The 22173-nt window shown below is 73.8% G+C and carries 18 protein-coding genes; 11 read left to right on the top strand and 7 right to left on the bottom strand.

Features of this window, described 5'->3' with window-relative positions; all coding sequences use genetic code 11:
- The first annotated feature begins 75 nt into the window (after window positions 1-75).
- Window positions 76-903 carry an NAD(P)H-binding protein gene (locus tag ACI79C_RS14080; protein WP_456946286.1) on the top strand — a complete coding sequence of 276 codons (828 nt, stop codon included), beginning with the start codon at window positions 76-78 and terminating at the stop codon, window positions 901-903.
- A 22-nt stretch (window positions 904-925) separates the two neighbouring features.
- Here ACI79C_RS14080 and ACI79C_RS14085 read toward each other — a convergent pair whose 3' ends face one another.
- The 7 genes from ACI79C_RS14085 to ACI79C_RS14115 form a co-directional block, all read right to left on the bottom strand.
- Window positions 926-3820, bottom strand: coding sequence for an ATP-binding protein (locus ACI79C_RS14085; RefSeq protein ID WP_456946287.1), 2895 nt, complete (start codon window positions 3818-3820; stop codon window positions 926-928).
- Between the two features lie 270 nt (window positions 3821-4090).
- Window positions 4091-4537 (bottom strand): anthrone oxygenase family protein, encoded by a 447-nt coding sequence (locus ACI79C_RS14090; protein WP_456946304.1) that lies wholly within the window; start codon window positions 4535-4537, stop codon window positions 4091-4093.
- Between the two features lie 385 nt (window positions 4538-4922).
- Window positions 4923-7379: a xanthine dehydrogenase family protein molybdopterin-binding subunit gene (locus ACI79C_RS14095; RefSeq protein WP_456946288.1), complete on the bottom strand. Its 2457-nt coding sequence runs from the start codon at window positions 7377-7379 to the stop codon at window positions 4923-4925.
- The gene (locus ACI79C_RS14100) at window positions 7376-7894 is read right to left on the bottom strand and encodes a (2Fe-2S)-binding protein (RefSeq protein WP_456946289.1); all 519 of its coding nucleotides are present in this window, start codon (window positions 7892-7894) and stop codon (window positions 7376-7378) included. The genes ACI79C_RS14095 and ACI79C_RS14100 overlap by 4 nt, the downstream gene beginning before the upstream one ends.
- Window positions 7887-8774, bottom strand: coding sequence for an FAD binding domain-containing protein (locus ACI79C_RS14105; RefSeq protein ID WP_456946290.1), 888 nt, complete (start codon window positions 8772-8774; stop codon window positions 7887-7889). Before ACI79C_RS14105 ends, ACI79C_RS14100 begins: the two co-directional genes overlap by 8 nt.
- Window positions 8775-9186: 412 nt before the next feature.
- Complete coding sequence (locus ACI79C_RS14110) at window positions 9187-9399, bottom strand: DUF3500 domain-containing protein (protein ID WP_456946305.1); 213 nt, start codon at window positions 9397-9399, stop codon at window positions 9187-9189.
- The gene (locus ACI79C_RS14115; RefSeq protein WP_456946291.1) at window positions 9390-9740 is read right to left on the bottom strand and encodes a DUF3500 domain-containing protein; all 351 of its coding nucleotides are present in this window, start codon (window positions 9738-9740) and stop codon (window positions 9390-9392) included. The genes ACI79C_RS14110 and ACI79C_RS14115 overlap by 10 nt, the downstream gene beginning before the upstream one ends.
- A 945-nt stretch (window positions 9741-10685) precedes the next feature.
- On the opposite strand from ACI79C_RS14115, the gene ACI79C_RS14120 reads away from it, so the two are divergent.
- Genes ACI79C_RS14120 through ACI79C_RS14165 form a run of 10 tightly spaced genes read left to right on the top strand, consistent with a single transcriptional unit; the run spans window position 10686 to window position 21951 of the window.
- Window positions 10686-12008, top strand: a complete 1323-nt coding sequence (locus tag ACI79C_RS14120) for a S8 family serine peptidase (RefSeq protein WP_456946292.1) — start codon at window positions 10686-10688, stop codon at window positions 12006-12008.
- Complete coding sequence (locus ACI79C_RS14125) at window positions 11992-13032, top strand: hypothetical protein (RefSeq protein ID WP_456946293.1); 1041 nt, start codon at window positions 11992-11994, stop codon at window positions 13030-13032. Before ACI79C_RS14120 ends, ACI79C_RS14125 begins: the two co-directional genes overlap by 17 nt.
- A 16-nt stretch (window positions 13033-13048) precedes the next feature.
- Window positions 13049-14233, top strand: a complete 1185-nt coding sequence (locus ACI79C_RS14130; RefSeq protein WP_456946294.1) for a hypothetical protein — start codon at window positions 13049-13051, stop codon at window positions 14231-14233.
- 15 nt (window positions 14234-14248) lie between these two features.
- The gene (locus tag ACI79C_RS14135) at window positions 14249-15322 is read left to right on the top strand and encodes a hypothetical protein (RefSeq protein ID WP_456946295.1); all 1074 of its coding nucleotides are present in this window, start codon (window positions 14249-14251) and stop codon (window positions 15320-15322) included.
- A gap of 15 nt (window positions 15323-15337) precedes the next feature.
- Window positions 15338-17371 carry a hypothetical protein gene (locus ACI79C_RS14140; RefSeq protein ID WP_456946296.1) on the top strand — a complete coding sequence of 678 codons (2034 nt, stop codon included), beginning with the start codon at window positions 15338-15340 and terminating at the stop codon, window positions 17369-17371.
- A 10-nt stretch (window positions 17372-17381) separates the two neighbouring features.
- Window positions 17382-17612: a hypothetical protein gene (locus ACI79C_RS14145; protein WP_456946297.1), complete on the top strand. Its 231-nt coding sequence runs from the start codon at window positions 17382-17384 to the stop codon at window positions 17610-17612.
- The gene (locus tag ACI79C_RS14150; RefSeq protein ID WP_456946298.1) at window positions 17609-17851 is read left to right on the top strand and encodes a hypothetical protein; all 243 of its coding nucleotides are present in this window, start codon (window positions 17609-17611) and stop codon (window positions 17849-17851) included. The genes ACI79C_RS14145 and ACI79C_RS14150 overlap by 4 nt, the downstream gene beginning before the upstream one ends.
- Window positions 17848-18594, top strand: coding sequence for a hypothetical protein (locus ACI79C_RS14155; RefSeq protein WP_456946299.1), 747 nt, complete (start codon window positions 17848-17850; stop codon window positions 18592-18594). The genes ACI79C_RS14150 and ACI79C_RS14155 overlap by 4 nt, the downstream gene beginning before the upstream one ends.
- A gap of 11 nt (window positions 18595-18605) precedes the next feature.
- The gene (locus ACI79C_RS14160; RefSeq protein WP_456946300.1) at window positions 18606-19736 is read left to right on the top strand and encodes a hypothetical protein; all 1131 of its coding nucleotides are present in this window, start codon (window positions 18606-18608) and stop codon (window positions 19734-19736) included.
- 4 nt (window positions 19737-19740) lie between these two features.
- Window positions 19741-21951, top strand: a complete 2211-nt coding sequence (locus tag ACI79C_RS14165; RefSeq protein ID WP_456946301.1) for a papain-like cysteine protease family protein — start codon at window positions 19741-19743, stop codon at window positions 21949-21951.
- The last annotated feature ends 222 nt before the right edge of the window (window positions 21952-22173 follow it).

Genomic DNA, 22173 nt, shown 5'->3' on the forward strand with positions numbered 1-22173 from the left:
TGCCCCGGTCCGGCGACGGACGCTCCTCCGAGCCCGCCGGGCGCCAGCCGACGTCCGGCGCCCTGGGGAGTCGTCATGATCGTGGTGTCAGCAGCCACCGGCCAGTACGGCCGGCTGGTCGTCGAACGCCTGCTCGAGCGCGTACCCGCGACGGAGGTCGCGGTCGCGGTCCGCAACCCGGCGAAGGCCGCGGACCTCGCCGAGCGCGGTGTCGAGGTCCGCGGCGGGGACTACGACGAGCCGGAGTCCCTCCGGACGGCGTTCGACGGCGCGGACCGGCTCCTGTACATCTCGGGTCCCCAACTGGGTGCGCGCATCCCTCAGCACCGCAACGTCGTCACCGCCGCGCGGGACGCCGGTGTCGGGGGCATCGCCTACACCAGCGGGCTGGGGGCCGACGTGGTCGACGAGGGGGTCCTCGGCGAGCACCACGCCGGTGAGCAGGCCATCCTGCGGAGCGGGCTGCCCGCCACCGTGCTCAGGCACCCCATCTACTCGGACTTCTTCATCAACCCCGCCCTGTCCGCCGCGGTCCAGGCGGGTGAGCTGACCAGCAGCACGCGAGGGAAGGGGATGAACACGGCGACCCGCGCCGACCTGGCCGAGGCAGCCGCTGTCGTCCTCACCGACGGGGACCTCTTCGGGCGCGCCTACGACTTCACCGGCCGGCTCTGGACGTACCCGCAGCTGGCCGCCGCGCTGACCGAGCTGAGCGGCCGCACGGTGGTCCACCGCGACGTCGACGAGGACGAGGGCGTCATCGGCCTCCTCGGGATCGGCCCGTTCATCCGTGCCGGCGGGTTCGAACGCCAGACCGGGGACCTCGAGGCGGTCCTCGGTCACCCGGCCACCAGCCTGGAGTACGCCGTCGCGACGGCGCTCGGGGCCCGCACCCCGGCGTAGGCGGGCGTCGGACACCGTCGGCTCAGAGCGCCTCGCGCACGGTCCGGACGGCGAGCTGGCTCCGGTTGGCCAGGTCCAGCTTGGTGAGGATGTGCTGGACGTGGTTCTGGGCGGTGCGCTCGGACAGGTGCAGGCGGGCGGCGATCTGCCGGTTCGTCAGGCCCTCCGCGACCAGGGCGGCCACCTCCCGCTCCCGCGCGGTGAGCGGATCGGGCCGCCCGCCGTCGAGCCGGCGCACCAGGTCACGGGCCCGCTCTGCCCATGTGCGCATGCCGAGCGCCGTGGCTCGCTCCTCCGAGTCGGCAGCCAGCCCCCGTGCTCGGGAGAGGTCACCCGTCCGGCCGCGACGGGCCAGGACGGCGGCCAGCTCGTACCCGGCTTGGACGACGAACCCGACAGCGCCGTTGGCCGTGCAGGCCCGGACCGCCGACTCGAGGTCGAGGGCCGCCTCGTCGAGCCGCTCGAGGTGGCCGGCGGCCATCCCTAGGTACAGATCGACCGGCCCGTTGTAGGCGATGGCGCCGGCTCCGCTGACGATGTGCTGGCCGCGGAAGGGGGCCAGCCGCTCGCGCAGGACCGCGACGTCGTCCCGCCGGTCCAGGGCGATCGCCGTGGTGATGCCGAAGGCGAAGCAGACCGTCGTGGCGTGCGGGATCGGCCGCCAGGTAGCGGGTGGACCCAGCCGGCGGTGGACCGTTCCGGCCTCTGCCAAGCGCCCGGCGGCGGCGAGGAGGTGGGCCGCCGCGGCCGAGAAGATCACGTCCTCGGTCGGGAAGTCCAGCTCACACCCGGCGACGCCCGGACGTCCCGGCGGCCTCAGCCCGGTCAGGTCCACGTCGTCGCCGGTGTGCACCGCGATCGCGGCCAGCACGCCGGTCCGGTTGATGATGGCCGACCCGAAGCCGGTCGCGGAGCACGGGAGCGCGGCCAGCGCCTCGTCGGCCAGCCGGCGCGCGTCCGCGAATCGGGCCTGGGCCTGGGCCAGCACCGCGCGGCACTGCAGAACGTGCCACCGCGCCACCGGGCTGCGGACCTCCTCGGCGCACTGGGCCAGGGGTCCGATCTCCCGGCCGACGACCGCGAGGTCCCCGCGCTGGAAGGCGACGTCGATCCGCCACAGATGCGCCCACATCCGCGTACGGGGGTCGCGGGTCTCGCGGCCGATCGCGGCCATGCGTTCGGCGAGGGCCGACCGCTCGTCGACGCCGTCCGGGCCCGTGGCCACCAGTTGCCGTGCGCGCAGCGCCGCCGCCAGAGCGGACGGGTCGCCGGATGCCTCGGCCACGGCGAGCGCCTCCCCGCTGGCAACTCGCGCGGCCTCGACGTCCGCGAGGTACATGCAGGCATCGGAGAGGGTCGCCAGCACCCTGGCCCGTAGCGCGGAGGGCCGCGAGTCCAGGGTGACCAGCGCCTCCTCGCACCATCGGCGGAGGGTCACCTCCGACTCCACGTCGGGCAACCCGCCCTCGAGCACCACGGCGGCCTGCGCCAGCAGGTCGGCACGTCCGAGACGACGCGCGAGAGCGGCGGCCTGGCGGATGACGGTCAACCGTTCGGAGAGGTCGCCGGCCAGCCTCAGCGCCATGCCGGCGTCGATCAGGAGCCGGCACCGGAGGCCGTCATCCAGGTCCCGGGCGCCGACCGTGACCGCGAGGCGGTAGAGCCGGGCGGCCTCCTCGTAGGCCAACCGGTGCCCGGCCTCCTCCGCCGCCCGCCGGATCCAGGCAGCGGCGCGGGCCCGCTCTCCCGCCACAGCGGCGACCGCCCAGTGCCGGGCGAGGTCGGCGAGGCAGTCGTCCGGCGTGCCGTCGCACGCGTTCTCCACGGCCTCGGCCGCGCTGCGGTGCAGCCGCACGCGGTCGGAGGTACCGAGGTCGGCCTCCACCGCGTCGCGCACCAGGTCGTGCGCGAACCGGTACCGGCCGGGCACCGCGGCGCTCTCGACCAGCCCGGCCGCGGCCGCCTCGTCCAGCACGGCCAGGCACGTCAGCACCGGGACGTCGAGCACCCGGGCCACCGTGGGGACGGCGAACTCCCGGCCGACGACCGAGGCCGCCCCCAGCACCCGCGCCGCGTCGACCGTCAGTCGCCCCAGGCGCGCCGCGATCGCCGCCCGCACGCCGTCCGGCACGGGCGCGTCCCCGGTCTGCGTCCGCGGGTCGCGCAGCACCCGGGCGACCTCGCGGACGAAGAACGGGTTCCCCCCCGTCCGGGCGTGCACTCGCTGGACCTCGCCGTCGCTGGGGCGCACCCCGAGGAGCGCGGTCAGCTGTGCGCCGACGGCGGGGACGGCGAGACCGCGGAGGTCCAGCACCTCGGTGACCGGCTCCCGGTGCAGCTCTCTCACGACAGGAGCGACCGGCTCGGTGTCCCGGTGGGTGACGAGGACGAGCAGCCGCTGGCCGGCCATCGTCCGTGCGACGTGCTGCAGCAGCAGGAGCGAGGCCGGCTCGGCGCGGTGGAGGTCGTCGAGGACGACGAGCAACGGCCGGGCGCGGGTCACCTCGCGCAGGAGCCGGGAGACGGCGTCGAACGACCGGAAACGCGCGACGTCGGACGGAGAGACCTCGGTGCGGTCCCGCGGGTGGGGGAAGACGTCGGGTGCCAGGCTGCCGACGTCCGGCTCCAGCCCGTGCGCGGCCGCGACGGCCCGGAGGTCGACGGATTCGCCCAGCGCACGCAGGACCTGGCGCCACGGCCAGTACGGCGGTGCCCCCGTCGCCTCGGCCGCGGACCCCCAGGCCACGGCGACGTCCCGGGCGGCCGCGAGCTCGCTCAGCTCCTCGGCGAGCCTGGTCTTGCCGATGCCGGGCTCACCGCGGCAGAGCACGAGGCGCGCTCGGCCGGCCACGGCCAGGCAGAGGCAGTCGACGAGGACGGCGAGCTCGTGTCGTCGTCCCACCAGTTCGGTTCGCATCGCCCCCCGCCCCCAGGGCTTCCACACCATTGATGGCGTCACGTGGCACGCGAGCCGGGGGACGTCGGCGTCCCCGGACAGCCCGAGGCCGCATTCTCCCTCCAGGTGTAGCTCCCATGGGCCGTTCCGGACCCGTGGAGCCCGTCTACGGCAGTCCACGGCGTGTGCGTATGTAGCGTGTCGCCCCTCGGACACCGACATGAACCCCCACGGCTCCGCAACCGTGGGGGTTCTGCCGTCTCCGGGCATGTCGGGAGCCTGGACCTGCACCTAGCGCCGAGGCCCCCGGCCGACCACGGGTCGCGACGCCACTCTCGACGCCGGGTCGGGTAGCAGCGCTGACGCGGCTGCGACCGCGGCCACCAGCCCGAGGAGCACGCGGAGGTGGTGCCAGCGGGCCCATCTGCTGAGGAGTTCCGTGGTCTCGGGGTCGGTCAACGTCCCCCCAGTGAACTGGTGGTTGGCCGGTTCGTTCACCGTGACCGTGATGCCGAGGACGCCGGCCGTGGCCACCGCTGCAGCAACGGACGCGGGGGCGCCCCGACGGCCTCGCCTCAACTGCGCGACCGCCGAGGCCGCGCCCATGGTTCCCGCGCCGGCTCCCAGCGGGATCATCAAGTCCCGGATCCGGCCGGAGTGGGCTGCGAACCAGTCGCGGAATTCAGCCGGGGACGCGCCTCGCCAGAACGGTAGGAGCACGACCTCGATCAGGACCATGCCGCCGGCCAACAGGCCGGTGAGCACTGCGGTGAGGAGCGCGAGGGACCGCGAGAGCACAACCGCACTATCCGCGGTCCGACGAGGCAGGGACAGACGAATCTGAACGCGATCTCGCCGTGTCACTGCCCGGGACGGAGGCGAGTGCGCACGGAGCGTGTCCCCCCTCAGACACGTGATCCCGTCCTGGTCCCGGTGCAGGGGACGCCTCCGGGGACGGGACGTCCCTCTCGCCGTCGTCCTGCCCGTGGACCTCGTCGGCGGTCAGCCGGCCGGCACTCCGGCATCGATGGCGCGCTGCAGCATGCGGCGGCCCAGGTCGGGCTCGGTGACGAAGCGCACCTCGTCGCCGATGCCGGCGGCGGGGAGAAGCGGCCTCGGGCGCTCACCCGGTGCGGTCCGCCGGCCCCGTCCGGCCGGCCGCCGCGAGCAGGCCGACGACCCGCTCGGGGGTCATCGGGAGCTCGTCGACCCACACCCCGAACGGGGACAGGGCGTCGTTGATCGCGCTGGCCATCGCCGTCGGCGCGATCAGCCGGCCCCCCTCGCCGGCGCCCTTGACGCCGTACTCGGTCCAGGGTGACGGGGTCTGCTCGTGCACCACGTGCATGGGCGGCGCCTCGTTCATCGACGGGATGAGGTACTCCCGGAAGGTCGGCGTGCCCAGGCGCCCGTCCGCGTCGTAGACGTACTCCTCCATCGTCGCCGCACCGATGCCCTGGACGATGCCGCCCATGACCTGACCCTCGACGAGCTTGGGGTTCATCACGGTGCCGCAGTCGTTGACGGCGTAGTACTGCAGGACCTCCACGGAGCCCGTCTCGGGGTCGACCTCGACGATCGGGATGTGGCAGCCGTGGCTGACCATCGGGTAGAAGATCCCCATGTCGCTCCGGTCGCTGGCCGGCGGCGTCGAGTGCGGGTGGTCGTAGGTGCAGCTCTCGACCAGGCCGCTGGACTCGCCCTCCGGGTTGTCGTGCTTGAACAGGTGGGCCCGCATCGCGACCGCCGCCATGCCGACCTCGCTGCCGGGCACGCCGCGGACCCGGAAGGTGCCGTCGATGCACTCGACGTCGTCCGGGTCCGACTCCATCATGTGCGCCGCGATCCGCGTCATCTTCTCCTTGACCCGCCGCGCGGCCGTGCGGGAGGCCCCGGACAGCATGATGGTCAGCCGGCTGCCACCGGGGCCCGCCGACAACCTCCCGGAGGTGGAGTCGGCGTAGACGACCGTCACGTCGTCCGGCTGCACGCCGAACTCCTCGGCGACGACCTGCCCGATGACCGTCTCCGGGCTGTTGCCCCACAGCGGGCAGCCGACCTCGACCCGGATGCCGCCCGTGGCGTCGACGTCGAGCTTCACCGACTCCGGGGTGCTCGTCGCGCCGAGCGGGGGCTGGTCGTAGAGGAACCACCACTCGCTGGCGTTGTACCCACTGCGCTCCTGGCAGCTGGCCAGACCCACGCCGATGTAGCGGCCCTCCTCCTTCCGCAGCCGCTCCTTCTCGCGCATCCAGAAGTCGTAGTCGGAGACCTCGAGCGCGCGCGTGAGCACCCGGTCGTAGTTGCCCGAGTCGTACTCGTTGCCGGTCGGGATCTTGTACGGGAAGTCCTCGGGCCGGATGAAGTTCTGCCGCCGGATCTGCACCCGGTCGATGCCCAGTTCGAGGGCGGCCGCGTCCACGAGCCGCTCGAGGACGAAGTTGCCCGGGTCCGCCCCTGCGCCGCGGAAGAAGCCCTGCTGGACCTTGTTGGTCAGCACGCAGGAGACGTCGTAGCCCAGGGCCGGGATCGTGTAGGGGCCGGTGGGCTGGGCCATGGCGTTGCCGTGCTGGCCGTGGGCGAACTGGAAGTACGCGCCGTAGTCGTCGACGATCGTCAGCCGCAGGCCGAGGAAGGTGCCGTCCTCGGCGACCGCCAGCTCGCCGTCGTAGATGCGGTCGCAGCCGACGTTGTCATTGGCGGCCAGGCAGTCGATGCGGTCCTCGAGGAACTGGACCGGTCGCCCGGTCGCCCTGCTGAGGCTCCCGGCGATGGAGATGACCTTGGTCAGCAGGTGCTTGCTGCCGAAGCTGCCACCGACCGTGCACGGGATGAGCCGGAGCCTGCTGGTCGGCACCCCGAGCATGCCGGCGAACGCCCACGGCAGGAAGTTGTGGAAGTTGGTGTTGGACCACACCGTCATCTCGCCGGTGTAGGGCTCGAAGGAGCACACGGCACCCGCGGTCTCGATCGGCTGGGCGCCCATGCGGTGCCACCGCGCGCGCCGGCGGATCACCCGGTGCGCGCCGGCGAAGGTACCGTCCACGTCGCCGAAGTCGATCGCCCGGTGGAAGACGACGTTGCTGTCGAGCGTGTCGTGCACCCGGGGAGCCCCGGGGGCCATGGCGGCCACGGGATCCACGACGGGATCGAGCAGCTCGTACCGGACGTCGATCAGCGCGAGGGCGTCCTCGGCGATGTAGCGGCTCTCGGCCGCGACGGCCGCGACGGCCTCGCCCGGGAAGCGCACCTTCTCCACGGCGATCGCGTGCTGGGGGACCGGCTCGGCGCAGAACGCCGTCATCGGGCCGACGTGCTGCTGGGCCTCCTCGCCGGTCAGCACGGCGAGCACGCCGGGGAGGGCGCGGGCGCGGGAGGTGTCGATGGAGACGATCCGCGCGTGGGCGTGCGGGCTGCGCAGGACCGCGGCGTGCAGCATCCCGGGGACGACGACGTCGGCGACGTACGTCGCGCGCCCGGTGAGCAGCTTCCGGTCCTCCTTGCGGGGAACGCTGCGCCCGACCCACCGGTAGTTCCCGTCGCCGGTGGTGGGGTCGGTGACGTCCTCGGTGGCGGTCATGCCCGGACCTCCTGCTGCGGCGCCGCGTACGTGCGGGCCTGGCTGATGAGCTCCCCGGCGCGGCACACCGACTCGACGATGTTCTGGTAGCCGGTGCAGCGGCACAGGTTGCCCGACATCGCGAGGCGCACGTCCTCGGGCCCGGGCGTCGGGTTGCCGGCGAGCAGTTCGGTGGCGGCCATGAGCATCCCGGGTGTGCAGAAGCCGCACTGCACCCCGTGGCGCTCGCTGAACGCCTGCTGCAGGGGGTGCAGCGTGCCGTCGGCCCGCGCGAGTGACTCGACGGTCTGCACGCTGCGGCCGTTCGCCTGCACGGCGAAGAACAGGCAGGCCCGGGTGCTCTGCCCGTCGACCAGGACCGTGCACGAGCCGCAGACGCCCTGCTCGCACCCGACGTGGGTGCCCTTCAGCCCCAGCGTGTCGCGGAGGAAGTCGGTCAGCAGGGTGCGCGGCTCCACCAGGGCCTCGTGCTCGGCCCCGTTGACCGTGAGGGTGAGGTGGACCTTCTCAGGCATCCGTCTGTCCTCCGTCGGCTCGGGCGATGGCTCGGGTCAGGGCGCGCTTGGTGAGGGCGACCGCGAGGTGCCTGCGGAACCCGGCCGAACCGTGGCAGTCGCTCACCGGGGAGAGGTCGGCGGCGGCGAGGTCCGCGGCCCCCGCGATGGCCTCCGCCGAGGGCTGGGCGTTGCTCAGCGCGGCCTCGGCCCGGCGGGCGCGGACCGGCCGCCCGGCGACCGAGCCCAGGGCGATGCGGACCTCGGACAGGTGGCCGGACGGGTCGAGCGCCACCGTGACGGCGACGCCGCACACGGGCAGCTCGCCGTGGCGGCGGGACAGCTCGAGGAAGGCCGATCCGGTGCGGGTCCCGGCCGACACCGGGACGCGGACCTCGACGGCGAACTCGTCCGGTTCCAGGCTGGTCTCGTGAGCGGCGACGAAGAAGTCCTCCGCCGCGATGACGCGCTCACCGCGAGCGCTCCGGGCGACGACCTCCCCGTCGAGCGCCAGCAGCGCCGTGGGCAGCTCCGCGGCCGGGTCGGCGAAGCACACACTCCCGACCACGGTGCCGCGCGAGCGCACGGAGGGGTGGGCCACCAGCGCTCCGGCCTCGGCGAGGAGGGGCACTGCGGCGCGGACCGTGTCCGACAGCTCCGAGGTCCGCTGCCGCGTCAGGGCGCCGATCACGACGGTGCCGTCGCGGCGGTCGATGCGGTCCAGCTCCTCGACCCCGTTGATGTCGACGAGCAGCGAGGGTTCGGCGAGCCGGGTGTTCATCAGGCGGATGAGGCTCTGGCCGCCGGCCAGGATCCGGGCATCCGGCCCGTGCTCCGCGAACTGCTCGACCACCTCGTCCGTCGTCCTCGCGGCGAGGTAGCGGAACGGTGCGGGTTTCATCGCTGCCTCCGAGAGGTGCGAGCGGACGGCGTCCCGGCCGGGTGCCAGCGCGCCGGACGTCGTCCGCCGCCACCCGTCTCGTGGCGACGGCGGGCGCGACGGCTGTCGGCTCCGGAAACGGCGCGGCCCACCTGCGGTTCGTGCCGTGAGGGTGACCTGGATCACGTGCGGGCCACGACCCTCCACGAGCGGCCATCCCGTGTCAACGGGCTCGGACGTCCCCACCCGGGGTGTCGCACGGAGCCGGTCCGGATGGACCGGACAGGCCTCCGCGGCGACGAGCGGCGGGTTGCTCAGCCGCCGTGGTGTGCGTGCCGGTGCTCCGCCAGGACGTCCGTGCCGAAGTCGACCGCCGGGTCCCGCCAGGCACAGTGCGCGTGGTCGGCGTCGCGGACGGTGTCGTCCCACTCGGTCAGCAGCCGGGGCCCTGGAGCCGGTGGTCGTGCGGCTCCCCCGGCTCGAGCGACCCGGCCCAGGCCCGGTGCACCTGCTCCCGGTCGACCGGAGCGGCCAGCCCGTCGGGGACGCGTCCCAGGTAGGCCGACAGCAGCGCCGCCAGCAGCTCCCGCTGGCCGGCGTCCAGCGCGCTGCCCGGAACGCCCCGGGGCCGCGAGGTCAGGGCCAGCCGACGGTGCTCCTCCGGGGCCGTACCCGGTGGCCGCCTCCGCCGCGGCGGTCATGGCCTCGACCGGGTCGCGCAACCGCTGCTCGGTGACGGGCCCGCCGGATCGGCGCCACGGTGACGTAGCCGGCCGTCGACAGCCTGCCGGCGAGCAGCTGCATGGCCAGCGACTGCTGGGGCGGCCGCTGCTGGCCGAGCGGCAGCCCGCCGGGGTCAGTAGGCACGTAGTACCAGCGCCACCGCTCGTCCTCGGTCTGCGCGTCACTGCCCGGTGCCGGCCAGGAGGCCAGCGCCCGCTGGTCGTCGTCCAGGGCCGCCGACCAGGTCGCGGCGGTCGCAGCCATGGCGGCGGCCACGTCCCGCGTGGCGGCGCCCGGCTGCCCGGTCGTGCACGCCGCCGGACCCTACGACCGCCAGTCCGCCGACGGGACCTGGTTCACCTGCCTTCCTCGGGCCGTGGGTTGGGAGGCAGAAGACACCCATCGGCGTGGCCGACCGAACCGCGCGCCATCGACCGACTTCGGCGCCTGGGCCGACCGCTCCTCGGCAGCTCCCTGGCAAGAAGGCGCAAAGCCAGTCATGAGAGCCGTAGCCGTGTGCGTACATGGCGTGTCGCCCTCGGACACCGACATGGCCCCCCACGGCGCCGCGGCCGTGGGGGGCCCGTCGTCATGAGGGTTCGGTCGCGCTGCTGCCCCACGACGCGAACGTCGCTCACCGCGAGGGTCCTCGGGTGCTCACGACGTCGATCGACGCGAACAGGACGAGGTCGACGACGAGACGCGTCAGCAAGGAAGAGCCAGTCCCCTGGTCGCCACCATCGCTACACCGAGGAGGAGTACAGGTGCTCTGGACTGAAGCTGCTCTGGACTGAAGCGTTGCGCCGACTCCTCCGGGGACTTGGCCGAAGAGGTGAGCGAGGCCGAGTCCAGCCCGACGTCAGGACGACTGCCTGACCCGAGCCCACGACGCCGACCAGGGTGGCCACGGTGTTGATGCTGTCCCGCGGGGACGCCTGACCCCGGGTACATCCAGCGCCCGGCTCTCCCGTGACCTCTCGGTCTCGCCGGATCCTCCCCCGCGGTCGGATGGAGCCGTGACTAAACGGTGACGCCGCGGTGACGCCGGCCCCCTAACGTCGGGGCGCCTGTCCACCGGGCAGGGGTCCACCCGTCGGATCGCCTGGTGGCGCCAAGCGGTGCTCCCTGAGAGGTGTCGATGGGACCGTCCAAGCGTGATGGAGACGCGAGCCGTCCCTGCTGCCGCCGCGCCGACCGCCAGCACCTGCGATGAAGCCGCACCTGCGGGTCGTCCTGCGCCCGGGCGTCCGCCCGGCCGAGGTGGCCTACTGGCGGGACGTGATCGACGAACCGGCGCTCGCCGCGTCCTCCCTCGTCCCGCAGGTCGACGAGGCCATGCGCGCCTCGGGGCTGCCCTACTGGGTCACCCGCGAGTACGCCCCGGCGGATGACACCGGCCGGTGGTCGCCGGAGGAAGTGGCCGCCGGTCTCGACCGTGTCTACCGGCTGATCCTGAGGAGGTCCGGCCGGATCCCGCAGGAGCTTGTGAGCGCCGTCCGCCTCGTCCCCGCGGTCGCCGACGCACGCGTCGGTGAGATCGGCGTCGTGCCGCTGCCGCGCCTGCGTGCCCAGGCACTGTCCGTGGTCGCCGACGCCTCCCGTGAGCGGGTGGGCGTCCCCGAGGCCCACGCCTGGTCTCGCGGGGACTCCCGGGTCACCGTGGCCGTGCTGGACACCGGCGTTGACGAGGGCCACCCTGAGCTGGCCGGCGCCCTCGCCGACGGCTACGACTTCGTCGACGTGCTGGAGGGCGCCGAGCAGTTCCTCGGCGACGCGGTCGAGGCCGACGCCGACGTCGCGGACGACGTCGGGCACGGGACCCACGTCGCCGGCATCGTGGCGGGCCGCGGGGAGGGCATGCCGGTGGGCGTGGTGCCCGACTGCCGGCTGCTGCCAGTTCGGGTCCTCGCGGCGCTGGAGCGCGACGGCCGCCGGGTGGGCGCCGGCCTGGTCGACAACATCAACGCCGGCGTCAAGTGGGCCGTGGACGAGGGGGCCGAGGTCATCAACATGAGCCTCGGCATCCGCCACGAGGGCGGGGGCCTGCCGCACCGCGAGGTGGTCGACTACGCGCTGCGCAAGGGGGCCACCGTGGTCGCCGCCGCCGGTAACGACGGGCGCGAGAATCTCTACTACCCCGGCGCCCTCCCCGGCGTCGTCGCGGTCGGAGCCCTCGACGAGGACGGCGAGGTCGCCGCGTACTCCACGTACGGGCGGCAGGTCGCGCTCGTCGCACCCGGCACCAACGTCCTCAGCTGCGGCGTCGGGGGCGGCTACGCAGCGGCAACCGGGACCAGCCACGCCGCCCCGTTCGTCGCCGGCGCGGCCGCACTGCTCAAGTCGCATGCAGTCCGGGCGGGCTGGCGGCTGCCCGACCGGGCCGTCAAGCACGTCCTGCAGCACACGGCCGACAAGCCGGATCAGCGCTTCCGGCACCCCCGGGCCGGATTCGGCTGCCTCAACCTCGTCGACGCGCTCCGGCTGCTCGACGACAGGCTCGACAGGAGAGTGGGTCGTGAGCGAGACGACTGAGACCACCGAGACGACCTACGCCGCGGCAGTCCCCCCCGACAGCACGACCAAGGACGGCTCGACGGCCCCCGAGGACGCCGCGGCGCCGAAGAAGAGGCGAGCTCCGCGGGAGCCGGCCACCCGAAAAGCGGATCTCGCCGGCGACGCCGGTGCCGGTGACGCGACGGGGACGACGGCCCGCGAGGAGCCGCCGGCCCCGGAGGCACTCGCCGGGGAGGCGGCGACCGGCTACGCCCCGCGCGAGGCCGCGGAGCCGAGCCCCGACCGGCGGCGCCACGTCGCCGAAGTCCTCGACAGCGGGGGCAGCCTCGACGGTGGAGGGAACGCGGTGGACGAGTTGCTCCGGGCGCGCGAGGAGCTCCCCGCTGAGGACGTCCTCCTCGGGCTACCCCCGGGTGAGCGCTACGGCAAACCGTCCGGCGGGCACGGGAAGCCCCGCCCGCGGCCGTCCTGGGAGGACATGCCCCGGCCCACCCAGCGGCTCGACGGCGACCTGCTGGCAATCCGCCGACCGGTCGGGGAGTTGGACGTGCTGGCCGACCGGGCCCTCGAGGCCGTGCGCGCCAAGTGCGCGCTGGACCAGGACGGGGAGCGAGACCTGCGGGAGGCCATCGTGGAACTCGGCCTGGCCGGTGAGGTTTCCGCGGTGACGCGCCGGCTCAACCAGCTCCAGCTCAGCGACGCCCGGCGTCGAGTGCTGGCGGTCAGCTACCCGTTCTTCCTCAAGGAACTGATCGAGCCGCCCGAGGAACTCGTCCGGCACATCAGGTCCATGGTCGCCTCGGACGACCGCTTCGAGGAACTCGTCGCGCGCCGCCGCCGAGAGGTGCAGGAGATGTTCGAGGACCCGGCGGGCGTGGTCGCTGAGGTCCGGGCGCGGCTGGAACAGGACGGCGGGCCGCTGCACGTCTTCGCCGACGCCCTGGTGCAGGGGGTCGAGCGCCGCAAGCGCCTCCTCGTCGAGCAGGAGGGTGAGACGGGTCGTCGCGAGTACCTGGTTGCGCGGGTGCGCGCGGCCCTGTGAACGGAGGGTTCGGACGATGACCGCCAACGGATCCGTGCTCTCGCCGGGTGGGCCCGAGCGCCTCGTGCTCGGCCTGTTCGAGGAGGTCGAGCGCACCAGCACCTTCCCCGCCGTCATCCGTGACTTCGTCCGCCGCAGCGGCATCCCGGCGCACCGCTTCACCGCGCCGGTGGAGCGGCAGATGGTCACCTGGCTGGTCGACCGCGGCGCGGACGCGGCGACCGTCAGCGACACCCAGCTGACGCTGGCCTTCGAACAGGCGCAGAGCGCGGCCGCGGGCGAAGCCGACCCGATCGACGCTGCCCGCAACCGCGGCTCGGTCGCGACCTGGGACTTCACCGTCGACGAGTTTCTCGACATCGAGGCCCAGGGGATCGTCCGCGAGAACATCCTCGCGGCCGGCGCGGTCGACTACGTCTACGAGATCGGCGACGCCATGGGAGTGTTCCCCCTCGCCGACGCGCTGGTCCTCAACTGGTCGGCTGGGGTCATCGACGTGGTCGAGGGCGAGGGCGCCCAACTGCTGTACCGCTACTTCAAGCTGCGCGACGAGCGGAGCGCGCCCGAGGAGCGGGCGATGCTCTACCGCCGTGTCCTCGGCAAGGGCGGGGGCAAGGTGCTGTCCCGCATGGTGGTCAACGACGCCTTCCCGCAGTTGTGGCACAACTTCATGGCGGAGGTCGCCGACTACATCCACAAGACGGAACGGCTGGAGGACGGGCGCAGCGAGAGCTCCTCGGTCTCCCGCTCCGGCATCCACCAGGCCACCCGGGACCTCCAGTACAACCTCACGGAGTTCTGCACCGGCATGGCCCACATGCAGGTGCGCGAGCTGTACGCCCAGCTGCAGGAGGCCTTGCGCCTACTCGGACACCCCGACGTGGTCGCGCACTTCGGCGGCAACCGCCGCAAGTCGCTGTGGACGGTCATCGAGAAGCTCTCTCGCGCGGAGTACGGCCGAGCTCCGGACATCGGCGCGCTGCGCACCTCGGCGGTGCAGGGCAACCGGGTCTTCCGCTGGGTCGCCGACTTCAACGAGGGCACCACCTCCTACGACGACTTCGCGGCCATGGTCGACGCCGCGGAGGCCTACATCCACGCCCAGGCCGCGCTCTCGGAGGAGTCGGCGGACCTCTTCGCCGAGGAGGACGAGGACCCGGACGACCGCGCGGACGAGGACGAGTTCGGAGACGACTTCTGAGCCTGGAGGGCCCCGATGAGTGCGCAGTACGACCTGCGGGAGCTGGCCCGGGCGGACACCCGGCAGGCCCTGGCCGCGAGCCAGGGCTTCCGGTCCCTCTCGGTGGACGACCAGCGCGACGTCTACCGGCGCGAGTACCAGCGCCGCTACGACGAGCTGGCCCGTCAGATGTCGGCGCCGGCACCGCGGAGCGGGCCGTCGACGAGCGTGGCCCTCGCCGAGAAGGCCAGCGACATGATCGACGACCAGCGGCACCTCAACCAGCGCATCGACCAGGCCGGCCAGCTGGCGGGCGACTTCGTCCGGGAGGTCGACTTCCCGGGCTTCGTCCGCGATCTGCTCAAGGGCGTGTTCGACGCCAACCTCGAGGTGACGCTCACTCAGATGAGCGCCTACCAGGAGCTGCTCAAGACGGCGACGGCCTCGGTGTCGAAGTTCGTGAACGCCATCGACGACACCGCAGCCTTCGGCTACCTCGCCGAGAACAACTCAGACGAGTTCGGCCTCGACTTCGGCGAGGAGAAGGACGAGAACGGCCAGAACAAGATGGTGCTCACCCGCCCCGACGGGGAGCCGGTCGACATCGGGGACAACCAGGTCAAGGCCAAGATCATGGAGGCCAAGATCAGGATGGCGCAGGAGCAGCGGGCGCTGCTGCGCGAGACGATACTCATGGGCATCACGCGGCTGGTCGTCGAGCGCGGCAACGTCAAGGCGTCGGTCCTCTTCGACATCAAGGCCAGCGAACGGGTCGAGAAGCAGGACAAGGCGGCGCTCAAGGACACTCTGGCCCGGAGTCACACGGCCGCCGGCGGCACCGGTCTGATCGGCAAGATCTTCGGTGGCGGCTCCGCCGGGACGACGACGTCCCGGTCCAAGACCAAGATCAGCGTCTCGTCGGCCCGCAGCCAGGCGAGTACCGACCTGCAGGCCAAGCTCGCCGGCTCGGTGGACATCACTTTCAAGTCCGACTACTTCGAGCTCAACCGCTTCGCCGACATGTACGGCCCCGTCGGCGGCGCTGCGGGCGGGGCCGCGCCGGCCGCCGGAGCGCCCGCGCCCGCGAGCCCGCCGGCGGCACGGGCGTGACCGGTGGCGCTTGCGGTGCTCCGCTGGGAGGGGGGACGCCGGTTCGCCGTCGACCTCGGCCGCACCAACCGCTACTACGCCTGGGCGGTCGGGGACGGACGGACGATCGGCCAGGACGGGCTGCGCCTGCTGGCCGACCCGGTCCGGGTCTCCCCCGTGTTGGGCCCCCTGCTGGAGGAGTCCCTGGGCCGCGGGGCCCTCGTCCTGCCCTCGGACGCCCTCGACCGGGAGCACCGCGCCGTCCAGCTGATGAGCTTCCGGACCCCGGCACGCGCGGGTCCGGCGGTCTCAGAGGTCGTCCGGGTGCCGCTAGATGCCGTCGTCGACGCCCGGGAACTGGAGATCGCGGACCACCGCCGGCCGCCCGCGGCCGACCTGTCGCCGCCCGCGCTGCCGCTCGCCGCGTCGTGCCCAGCCGATGTGTCCCGGACCGCCCTGCGAACCGGAGTTGCCGCCATGGCCCGCCCGTCCACCGCGCCCCGCCCGTCCCCGACCTACAGCAGTGCCTTCTTCATCGACGTGCTCCTCTCCGCGCTGCCCGCCGTGCTACCCACAGTCGCCCCGCTGATCGGTGACCTGGTCGGCAAGGCCGCTCCCGCGCTCTTGCGCGCGATCGGACCGGCGGGCGGCGGCGCGGGCGGGGGTACCGCCGCGGCACCGGTCGACCGAGCGGTCGGCGCCGCCGTGGGTGACCCGCGGCTGGCCGGCGTCCTGTCCGACCTCGTCCGCCAACTCCTCGCCGCCGCGGCCGGGCAGCCCGCCGCCGGCACGCCCGCGGCCAAGGCCCAGCCCGCCCCTCCGGTCGCGATGGCCAGCGGGGTCGGCGGCGTCTCGACGGCCATGGTGGCGCCCGCCCTGCTCGCCGCGATTCCGGCGCTACTGCCGGTTCTCCAGCAGGTGCTCAACCCGCAGACCATCCAGGCGGTGCTGCAGGCACCCAACCAGCACCTGCAGACGGTCACCAACGCGATGCGCGACTTCGCCCGGCTGGGCATCGAGTCGCACGAGCAGGACCTCGCCCACCTGCGGGCCATCCACCCCGACGTCAACGGTGGAGCCGTCGAGCAGCTGCTCGCCTCCATGAGCCTGGGGCTGTCCCGGCCGTCGGGCGAGCTGCCCTTCCGGCGCGTGGCGTCGGTGGGCCTGGCCTTCGCGGGCACGGTGCCGCTCGTGGTGGGCGGGCGCACCGTCCTCGCCTACCGCGCGGGCGTGCCGCTGCGCTTCCCGGTCGACGTCCGGACACCGCGCACCATCCCGCAGGCGACCGTCGAGCTCTGCCTCAAGGACGCCGACACGCTGCAGGTGCTGCACCGGGCCCGCTGGCGAGCCGAGCAGGTCGGCGACGGGCGGCTGCTGACCGTTCCCGAGGTCGACGTCCCCGTGCCTCCCGGGCGTGACGCGCTGGTCACCGTCGCCCTGGTCTGGCGCAACGCCCAGGGCAGGCCCCGCGGCACGTCGGTCCAGCAGCGGATCACGGTGGCCGGCGACCTGCTGTTCGACCGCGTCGAGGAGTCCGGCGAGCTGATCCCGCTGGCCGACCCGGACCAGCACCGGGAGCTGTGGCACCGGGTCTGGGAGGGCCAGCTGGACGGCCCGACCCGGATCGACGTGCACACCGCCTACGCCTACGAGCCGGCACCGCAGCTGGCCGGCCACCAGCAGCGGCCGACCCGCGTGAGCTGGAGCGCCGACCGACGCACCCTCCACCTCGACGCCGGGCTCCGCCTGGCCCCCGGGGGGCTGGCCGCCCTCCTGCCCCGGCTCGACCCCGCGGCGTCCCCACTGACGGCTGCCGAGCTGGCCGCGCTCGCCGATCCCGCCCTCGTCACCAGGCTGGCCCTGCGGGCGAACCACCGGGGCAGCCTGGCCGGACGCCGGGGCAGCCGCGTGGCGCTCTACGTCCACCCCGAGGTGAAACTGCAGCAGCTCGTCCTCCAGCGGCCGTCCGGCGCCGACGGGAACGGCCACGTGCGTTCGTTCGAGGAGCACCGCCTGCGGCTGCCTCTCCCCGCCCTGGTCCACGTGCTCGGACTCGTCGACGACCGGTGAGGAGCTCGCCATGACCTCGACGCCCCCCGTCCCTGGCCGCCCGTCGGTGCTCGACGGCATGCGAGTCGTCTTCGACGACACGGTCGGGCTCGTCCCGCCGGCGGCGCCGACCACGCCGACCGGAGCGGGACGACCCGCCGTTGCCGACGCCGGCCCCCTGCTCTCGTCCGCCTCGCCGCCTCGCCGGCGGGCCGGCGGGCGCGGGCGTACCGGCACCGACCCGCTGGCGTTCCTCCGGTGACCGACCGACCGCCCCTGGCGGAGCTCGTCGACGCGGTCACCGACGCGGTGCCCGCAGAGGACGGCGAGCCGGTACCACTGGTCGTCGAGTCGCTGGCCGTGCAGACGCCGGTGGAGCTGGAGATCCACGTGCGCGACGGCCGGGTGATCCGGGTGGCGGCGACCCCGCCCACGCAGACGGTGGAGACCAGCGTCCTGCCGGTCTGGCACTCGCTGACCGTCCGGATGGTGGCGTCATGAGCGGCAGCGCGAGCTGGGATCTCGAGTCGTTCCTCGACTCGCTCATCGTCGAGCTCGACAAGGCGCAGGACACGCTCTCGGTGAAGGGCCTCACCCGCCGGCTGACCTACACGGTGCGCGACGTCTCGCTGGACATGCACATCTTCCCGCAGTTCGACGGCGGCCAGCTGCGGTTCGCGGCGGCCAAGCCGGGCGAGACCGGCGCCTCCCGCATCGCCATCCAGCTGGGCTCGATCACCGACCAGCAGATCAAGGACGTCGGCAACCAACCGCCCCGCCCCGACGACGTCGCTATTGACGTGCTGCCCGACATCGACCCGGGGACCAAGCGGGCGCTGCGGGTCGTCGGCGTCACCACCGCGCGCGACCTCGACCGCCTGAAGGAGGGGGACGTCGACGTGACCACGGTGGTGGCGGACAAGGCTGGCACCGACTTCACGCGGCTGTCCGAGGCCATCAACCGGGCCCGCCGCCGGCGGCAGCCGCCGCGACTGGTGGGCGCGCAGTCGGTCGTCTCGGGCCCGCGGACCCGCCTGCGACTCGAGGGCCGAAACCTCGTGGCCGGCGACCCCGCGCCCGGGTACCCCGTCGTGCTGGTCAACGGCCGTCCGGCGGAGGTGATCGCGGCCGACGAGACCCACCTCGCCGTCGACCTGCCGGCGGATGCGCTCCGGCGCGGCGCCAACCACGTCGCCGTCGCGCTGGACCCGTACGCGGACTTCTCGTGCACGGTTCGGGGCTAGGGAGGCCGGCCATGGGACGACGACGCCGCTCGCTCCTGCAGCAGGCGATGAGCGCCGTGCCCGAGGAGACCCGGCTGCACCGCGTGGAGGCGGCCGTTACGGGAACCCGGCCCCGACCGCGGCGGGTGGTGGAGTCGGCGTCCTTCGACGACGGCACCCGGATCCGGGTCGAGCTCGCCGGGCGGCCGTTCGTGCAGGGTCCCCTACCGGCTACCGGCTCCCGGCAGGTGCCGCCCCCGGTCGCCCGGCCGGCGCAGCCGCCGTCCCCGTGGTCGTCGCTGGGGCTCTCCGACGGCTGGTACGTGGACCCGTTCGAGTCGTTGCCGGCTGTCGTCCCGCCACCCGCGGCGTCCCCTGCCCTGGCACCGGCCACTTCCCCCGCCGCGTCCCCGGCGGTGTCCCCGGCCACGGAGCCGGCGCCGGGACCGGGCGCGTCCCCGCCGGCCGCGGCACCCGGCGCGCCGGCCGGCGTCCTGCGCCCGGCGGACGACGACGTCGACGAGGACCTACGGGCCATCGCCGCCTCCACGCCGGCGGCGGCCGGACCCGCGGTGACCGGCGCCCTGGGCGTCCTCGACGCCGACGGCGCGGCGTTCCTGCGCCGGGCGGCAGTCGAAGCGCCCCATCCGGCGCCGGTGGCGCCACCGCCCGATGACGAGGCCCCGATCGGCGGTGCGGCCCCGGCTCCGGCGCCGGAGGGTGCAGCCGCCCACCCGCACGAGATGTTCGAGCGCCTCGGCCGGCGGATGTCCCGCTCGACCTCGTTCGACCTCGGCGACATCGCGCTGACCCACGTCCTCGACCGCTTCGACGACGAGCTGCGCGTCCAAGAAGGCGAGCCCCGGCCCCCCGCGGCGCTCGCGCTGTCCGAGGAGGACATCGCCGCCGACCTCGTCGAGATCAGCGCCCAGCCGGCTGCGGCGCCGACGCCCGCCGCACCCGCGGCGCCGCCACCCGCCGCACCCGCGGCCCCGACGCCCCCGGCCGGGCCCGGGATGCCGGGGCCGGTGGGGACGGACCCGGAGGCGCCCTCCGGGCCGGCCCAGCCCTCCGCCGCGCCCGGCATCCCGCCCGCGCACGTTCCCGACGCACCCGTCCAGGCCGGACCGGACGACACCGGCCCGCACGCCACCGGAAGGTGACACGATGAGCAATCGGCTGGCAGACCTCGACCGCGTGGTCCAGCGGCAGTTCCGCCGACCGGCACGGGCGGCCGCACCCCTCCCCGCCCAGGACCCCGGACGTGCTGCACGGCAGGCCGCAGTGGCGCCCGCGTGGTCACGGAGCGGCATCGGCGGGCTCGCCGCCCTCCCCGGCCGAGACCGCGCCGGCCTCGGCGATCTCGCCCGCACGCCCCCGGGGGACGACGCGCTGAGCGCCGGCCTGTCAGTCCTGTCCGGCCGGGCGGGCGGGCGCCGCCGTCCCCGGACCCTCTCGGTTCCCGTGGGCTACACCGTGCCTGGCACGGTCCCGGTGCTCGCCCAGCCGTCCACGATGGCCTGTTGGGCGACGGTGTTCGCGATGATGCAGTCCTGGCGCGAGCAGCGGTCGATGACCATCGAGACCGCCCTGGCCACCGTCGGGCAGCGCTGGGTCGACGTCTACCAGCAGAACACCGGCCTCAGCACGAAGGACAAGACCGAGTTCCTGGCCGCGGCCGGGCTGGTGGGCGAGCCGCCCGCGAGCTGGTCAGTCGAGGGCTGGGAGGGCCTGCTGCGGTCGTGCGGCCCCCTGTGGGTCACCACCGATGAGCAGGTGGGCCCCAGCTGGGGCATCCACGCGCGGGTCGTGACGGCCATCCACGGCGACGGGACGCCGGAGGGAACGCGCCTCTCGCTCATCGACCCGGCGGGCGGGCGGACCTACGACGAGACGTTCGCCGTCTTCCTGCCCAAGTTCGAGGAGGAGGCCCGCGATCCGTCGGTCACCCATCTGCGGATCCAGATCGTCCACTGGCCAGCCGGTATCTCCGTGGCCGCCTCCATGACCGCCGTTGCCACCGCACCGGCAACGGCCCGGCCGTCCGTGGACGCCGAACTCGAGCGCCTGCGGGCCGAGGGGGTGCCCGAGTCGGAACTGCGCGCCTTCCTCGACGGCTTCGCCAGCCCCCCGCCGCCCACCGCGCTGTCCCTGCCGCTCAGCGTGGACGGCAGCCTCGTCACGCTGCCCGCGATCACCCTGCTCGACGGGCGGCTCGGGCGGCTGCTGATCGCGATGGTCGCCGACTCCTGGCTCGGCTCACTCGTCGCACCGATCACGGCGTTGGTCACCCGGCGGCGGACGACCGTCGCGGTCGGGGCGGTCGCGACGGCCGGCCTCGGAGCCGGGGTCACCGGCGGGGTCGGCGTCGTATTCGCCCCCGACGGCCGCGTCGGGTATTACGGCTCGACGGGGGCCGTGGGCGGCTGGATCGCCAGCGTCTCGGCCGGCCTTCAGCTGATCCTGGTCGACGGCGGGGTGGAGCGCTTCGCCGGCGACGCCATCGCCCGGACGGTGTCGCTGGACATGAGCGAGGGGCCGGGAATCGGCGCCAGCGAGCTCCGCGGCACCGACGGATCGTTCCTGGGCCTGGCGCTGACCGCCCAGCTCTCGTCCGGGGTGCCCGTCCTGGCAGCGATGGAGGCCTACGTCGAGCGGAACCGGACCACGACGACGCTCGGGTGGCCCCCTCCGGCACCCCGGGGCTGGCCGGTTCGGCCCTCACGGAGCATGGGGTTCGCGGCGCCGGCGCTAGCCGTCGCCATGGCCGAAGACATCCCGCTCAGTCCCAGCGCCGGCGGCCGCTCCATAGGCCCGGACGCGCTGCAGACCGGCGACGTCATCCTGTCGACCACCGACAAGCTGGTGTCGAAGGCCATCCGTGCCGCCATGGGCAGCACGATCAGCCACTCGCTGATCTACGTGGGCGACGAGATGGTCGTCGAGGCGATCGCCTCCGGAGTCGTGCTGCAGCCCCTCGCCCGGTCGATCGGCGACGCCTCCGTCGCGGTCGCCTTCCGGCACCCGGGTCTGACCCCCGATCTGGCGCTGCAGGTCCGGGACTTCGTCGGCACGAAGATCGGCCAGCCGTACGATCGGTGGCTCATCCTCGACCACGCCCGCTTCCGCATGCCGGCACGGATCTGCGAGGAGCTCTACGAGGGCGAGCAGCGCCGGCAGTGCCGGGAGCGCGTCGGTCGCGTCTACCTGGGGACGGCGACGAACGACGAGTTCATCTGCTCCGAGCTCGTGGCGGCCGCCTTCGCCTCGGCCGGGCTGCCGCTCACTACTGAGCCACCGCACTGGGTCACCCCCGAGGACCTGGCGCGGATGCGGTTCAGCGGCCACCTGGAGTATGTCGGCCATCTGAAGGCGTGAACCTGAATCGCTCGGTCATGGGGGGCCTCGGCCTCGATGAGGTCGCGACAGATCCCCTCCCCCGTCATCCACCACTGATGGCGACAGACTGAGACCTAGACGAGTAAGTCCTATCGACCCGGAGGGTCGAAGGGCGCTGTAGACGCGGACGGAGGGTGTTCAGGCTCGGGTTGTGACGACCGACCTCAACACCCTCCTGACCGCACTCTACGTCCGCATCGA

The organism is Geodermatophilus sp. SYSU D00697 (assembly GCF_054050175.1).

What these genes read in the sequence shown, in the direction of transcription:
- ACI79C_RS14130 (WP_456946294.1), top strand. Translation starts at nt 13,049, where the DNA reads ATGACCGCCAACGGATCCGTGCTCTCGCCGGGTGGGCCCGAGCGCCTC.
- ACI79C_RS14100 (WP_456946289.1), bottom strand. Translation starts at nt 7,894, where the DNA reads ATGCCTGAGAAGGTCCACCTCACCCTCACGGTCAACGGGGCCGAGCAC.
- ACI79C_RS14105 (WP_456946290.1), bottom strand. Translation starts at nt 8,774, where the DNA reads ATGAAACCCGCACCGTTCCGCTACCTCGCCGCGAGGACGACGGACGAG.
- ACI79C_RS14080 (WP_456946286.1), top strand. Translation starts at nt 76, where the DNA reads ATGATCGTGGTGTCAGCAGCCACCGGCCAGTACGGCCGGCTGGTCGTC.
- ACI79C_RS14095 (WP_456946288.1), bottom strand. Translation starts at nt 7,379, where the DNA reads ATGACCGCCACCGAGGACGTCACCGACCCCACCACCGGCGACGGGAAC.
- ACI79C_RS14115 (WP_456946291.1), bottom strand. Translation starts at nt 9,740, where the DNA reads ATGGCTGCGACCGCCGCGACCTGGTCGGCGGCCCTGGACGACGACCAG.
- ACI79C_RS14165 (WP_456946301.1), top strand. Translation starts at nt 19,741, where the DNA reads ATGAGCAATCGGCTGGCAGACCTCGACCGCGTGGTCCAGCGGCAGTTC.
- ACI79C_RS14145 (WP_456946297.1), top strand. Translation starts at nt 17,382, where the DNA reads ATGACCTCGACGCCCCCCGTCCCTGGCCGCCCGTCGGTGCTCGACGGC.
- ACI79C_RS14155 (WP_456946299.1), top strand. Translation starts at nt 17,848, where the DNA reads ATGAGCGGCAGCGCGAGCTGGGATCTCGAGTCGTTCCTCGACTCGCTC.
- ACI79C_RS14160 (WP_456946300.1), top strand. Translation starts at nt 18,606, where the DNA reads ATGGGACGACGACGCCGCTCGCTCCTGCAGCAGGCGATGAGCGCCGTG.
- ACI79C_RS14135 (WP_456946295.1), top strand. Translation starts at nt 14,249, where the DNA reads ATGAGTGCGCAGTACGACCTGCGGGAGCTGGCCCGGGCGGACACCCGG.
- ACI79C_RS14085 (WP_456946287.1), bottom strand. Translation starts at nt 3,820, where the DNA reads ATGCGAACCGAACTGGTGGGACGACGACACGAGCTCGCCGTCCTCGTC.
- ACI79C_RS14120 (WP_456946292.1), top strand. Translation starts at nt 10,686, where the DNA reads ATGAAGCCGCACCTGCGGGTCGTCCTGCGCCCGGGCGTCCGCCCGGCC.
- ACI79C_RS14090 (WP_456946304.1), bottom strand. Translation starts at nt 4,537, where the DNA reads ATGGTCCTGATCGAGGTCGTGCTCCTACCGTTCTGGCGAGGCGCGTCC.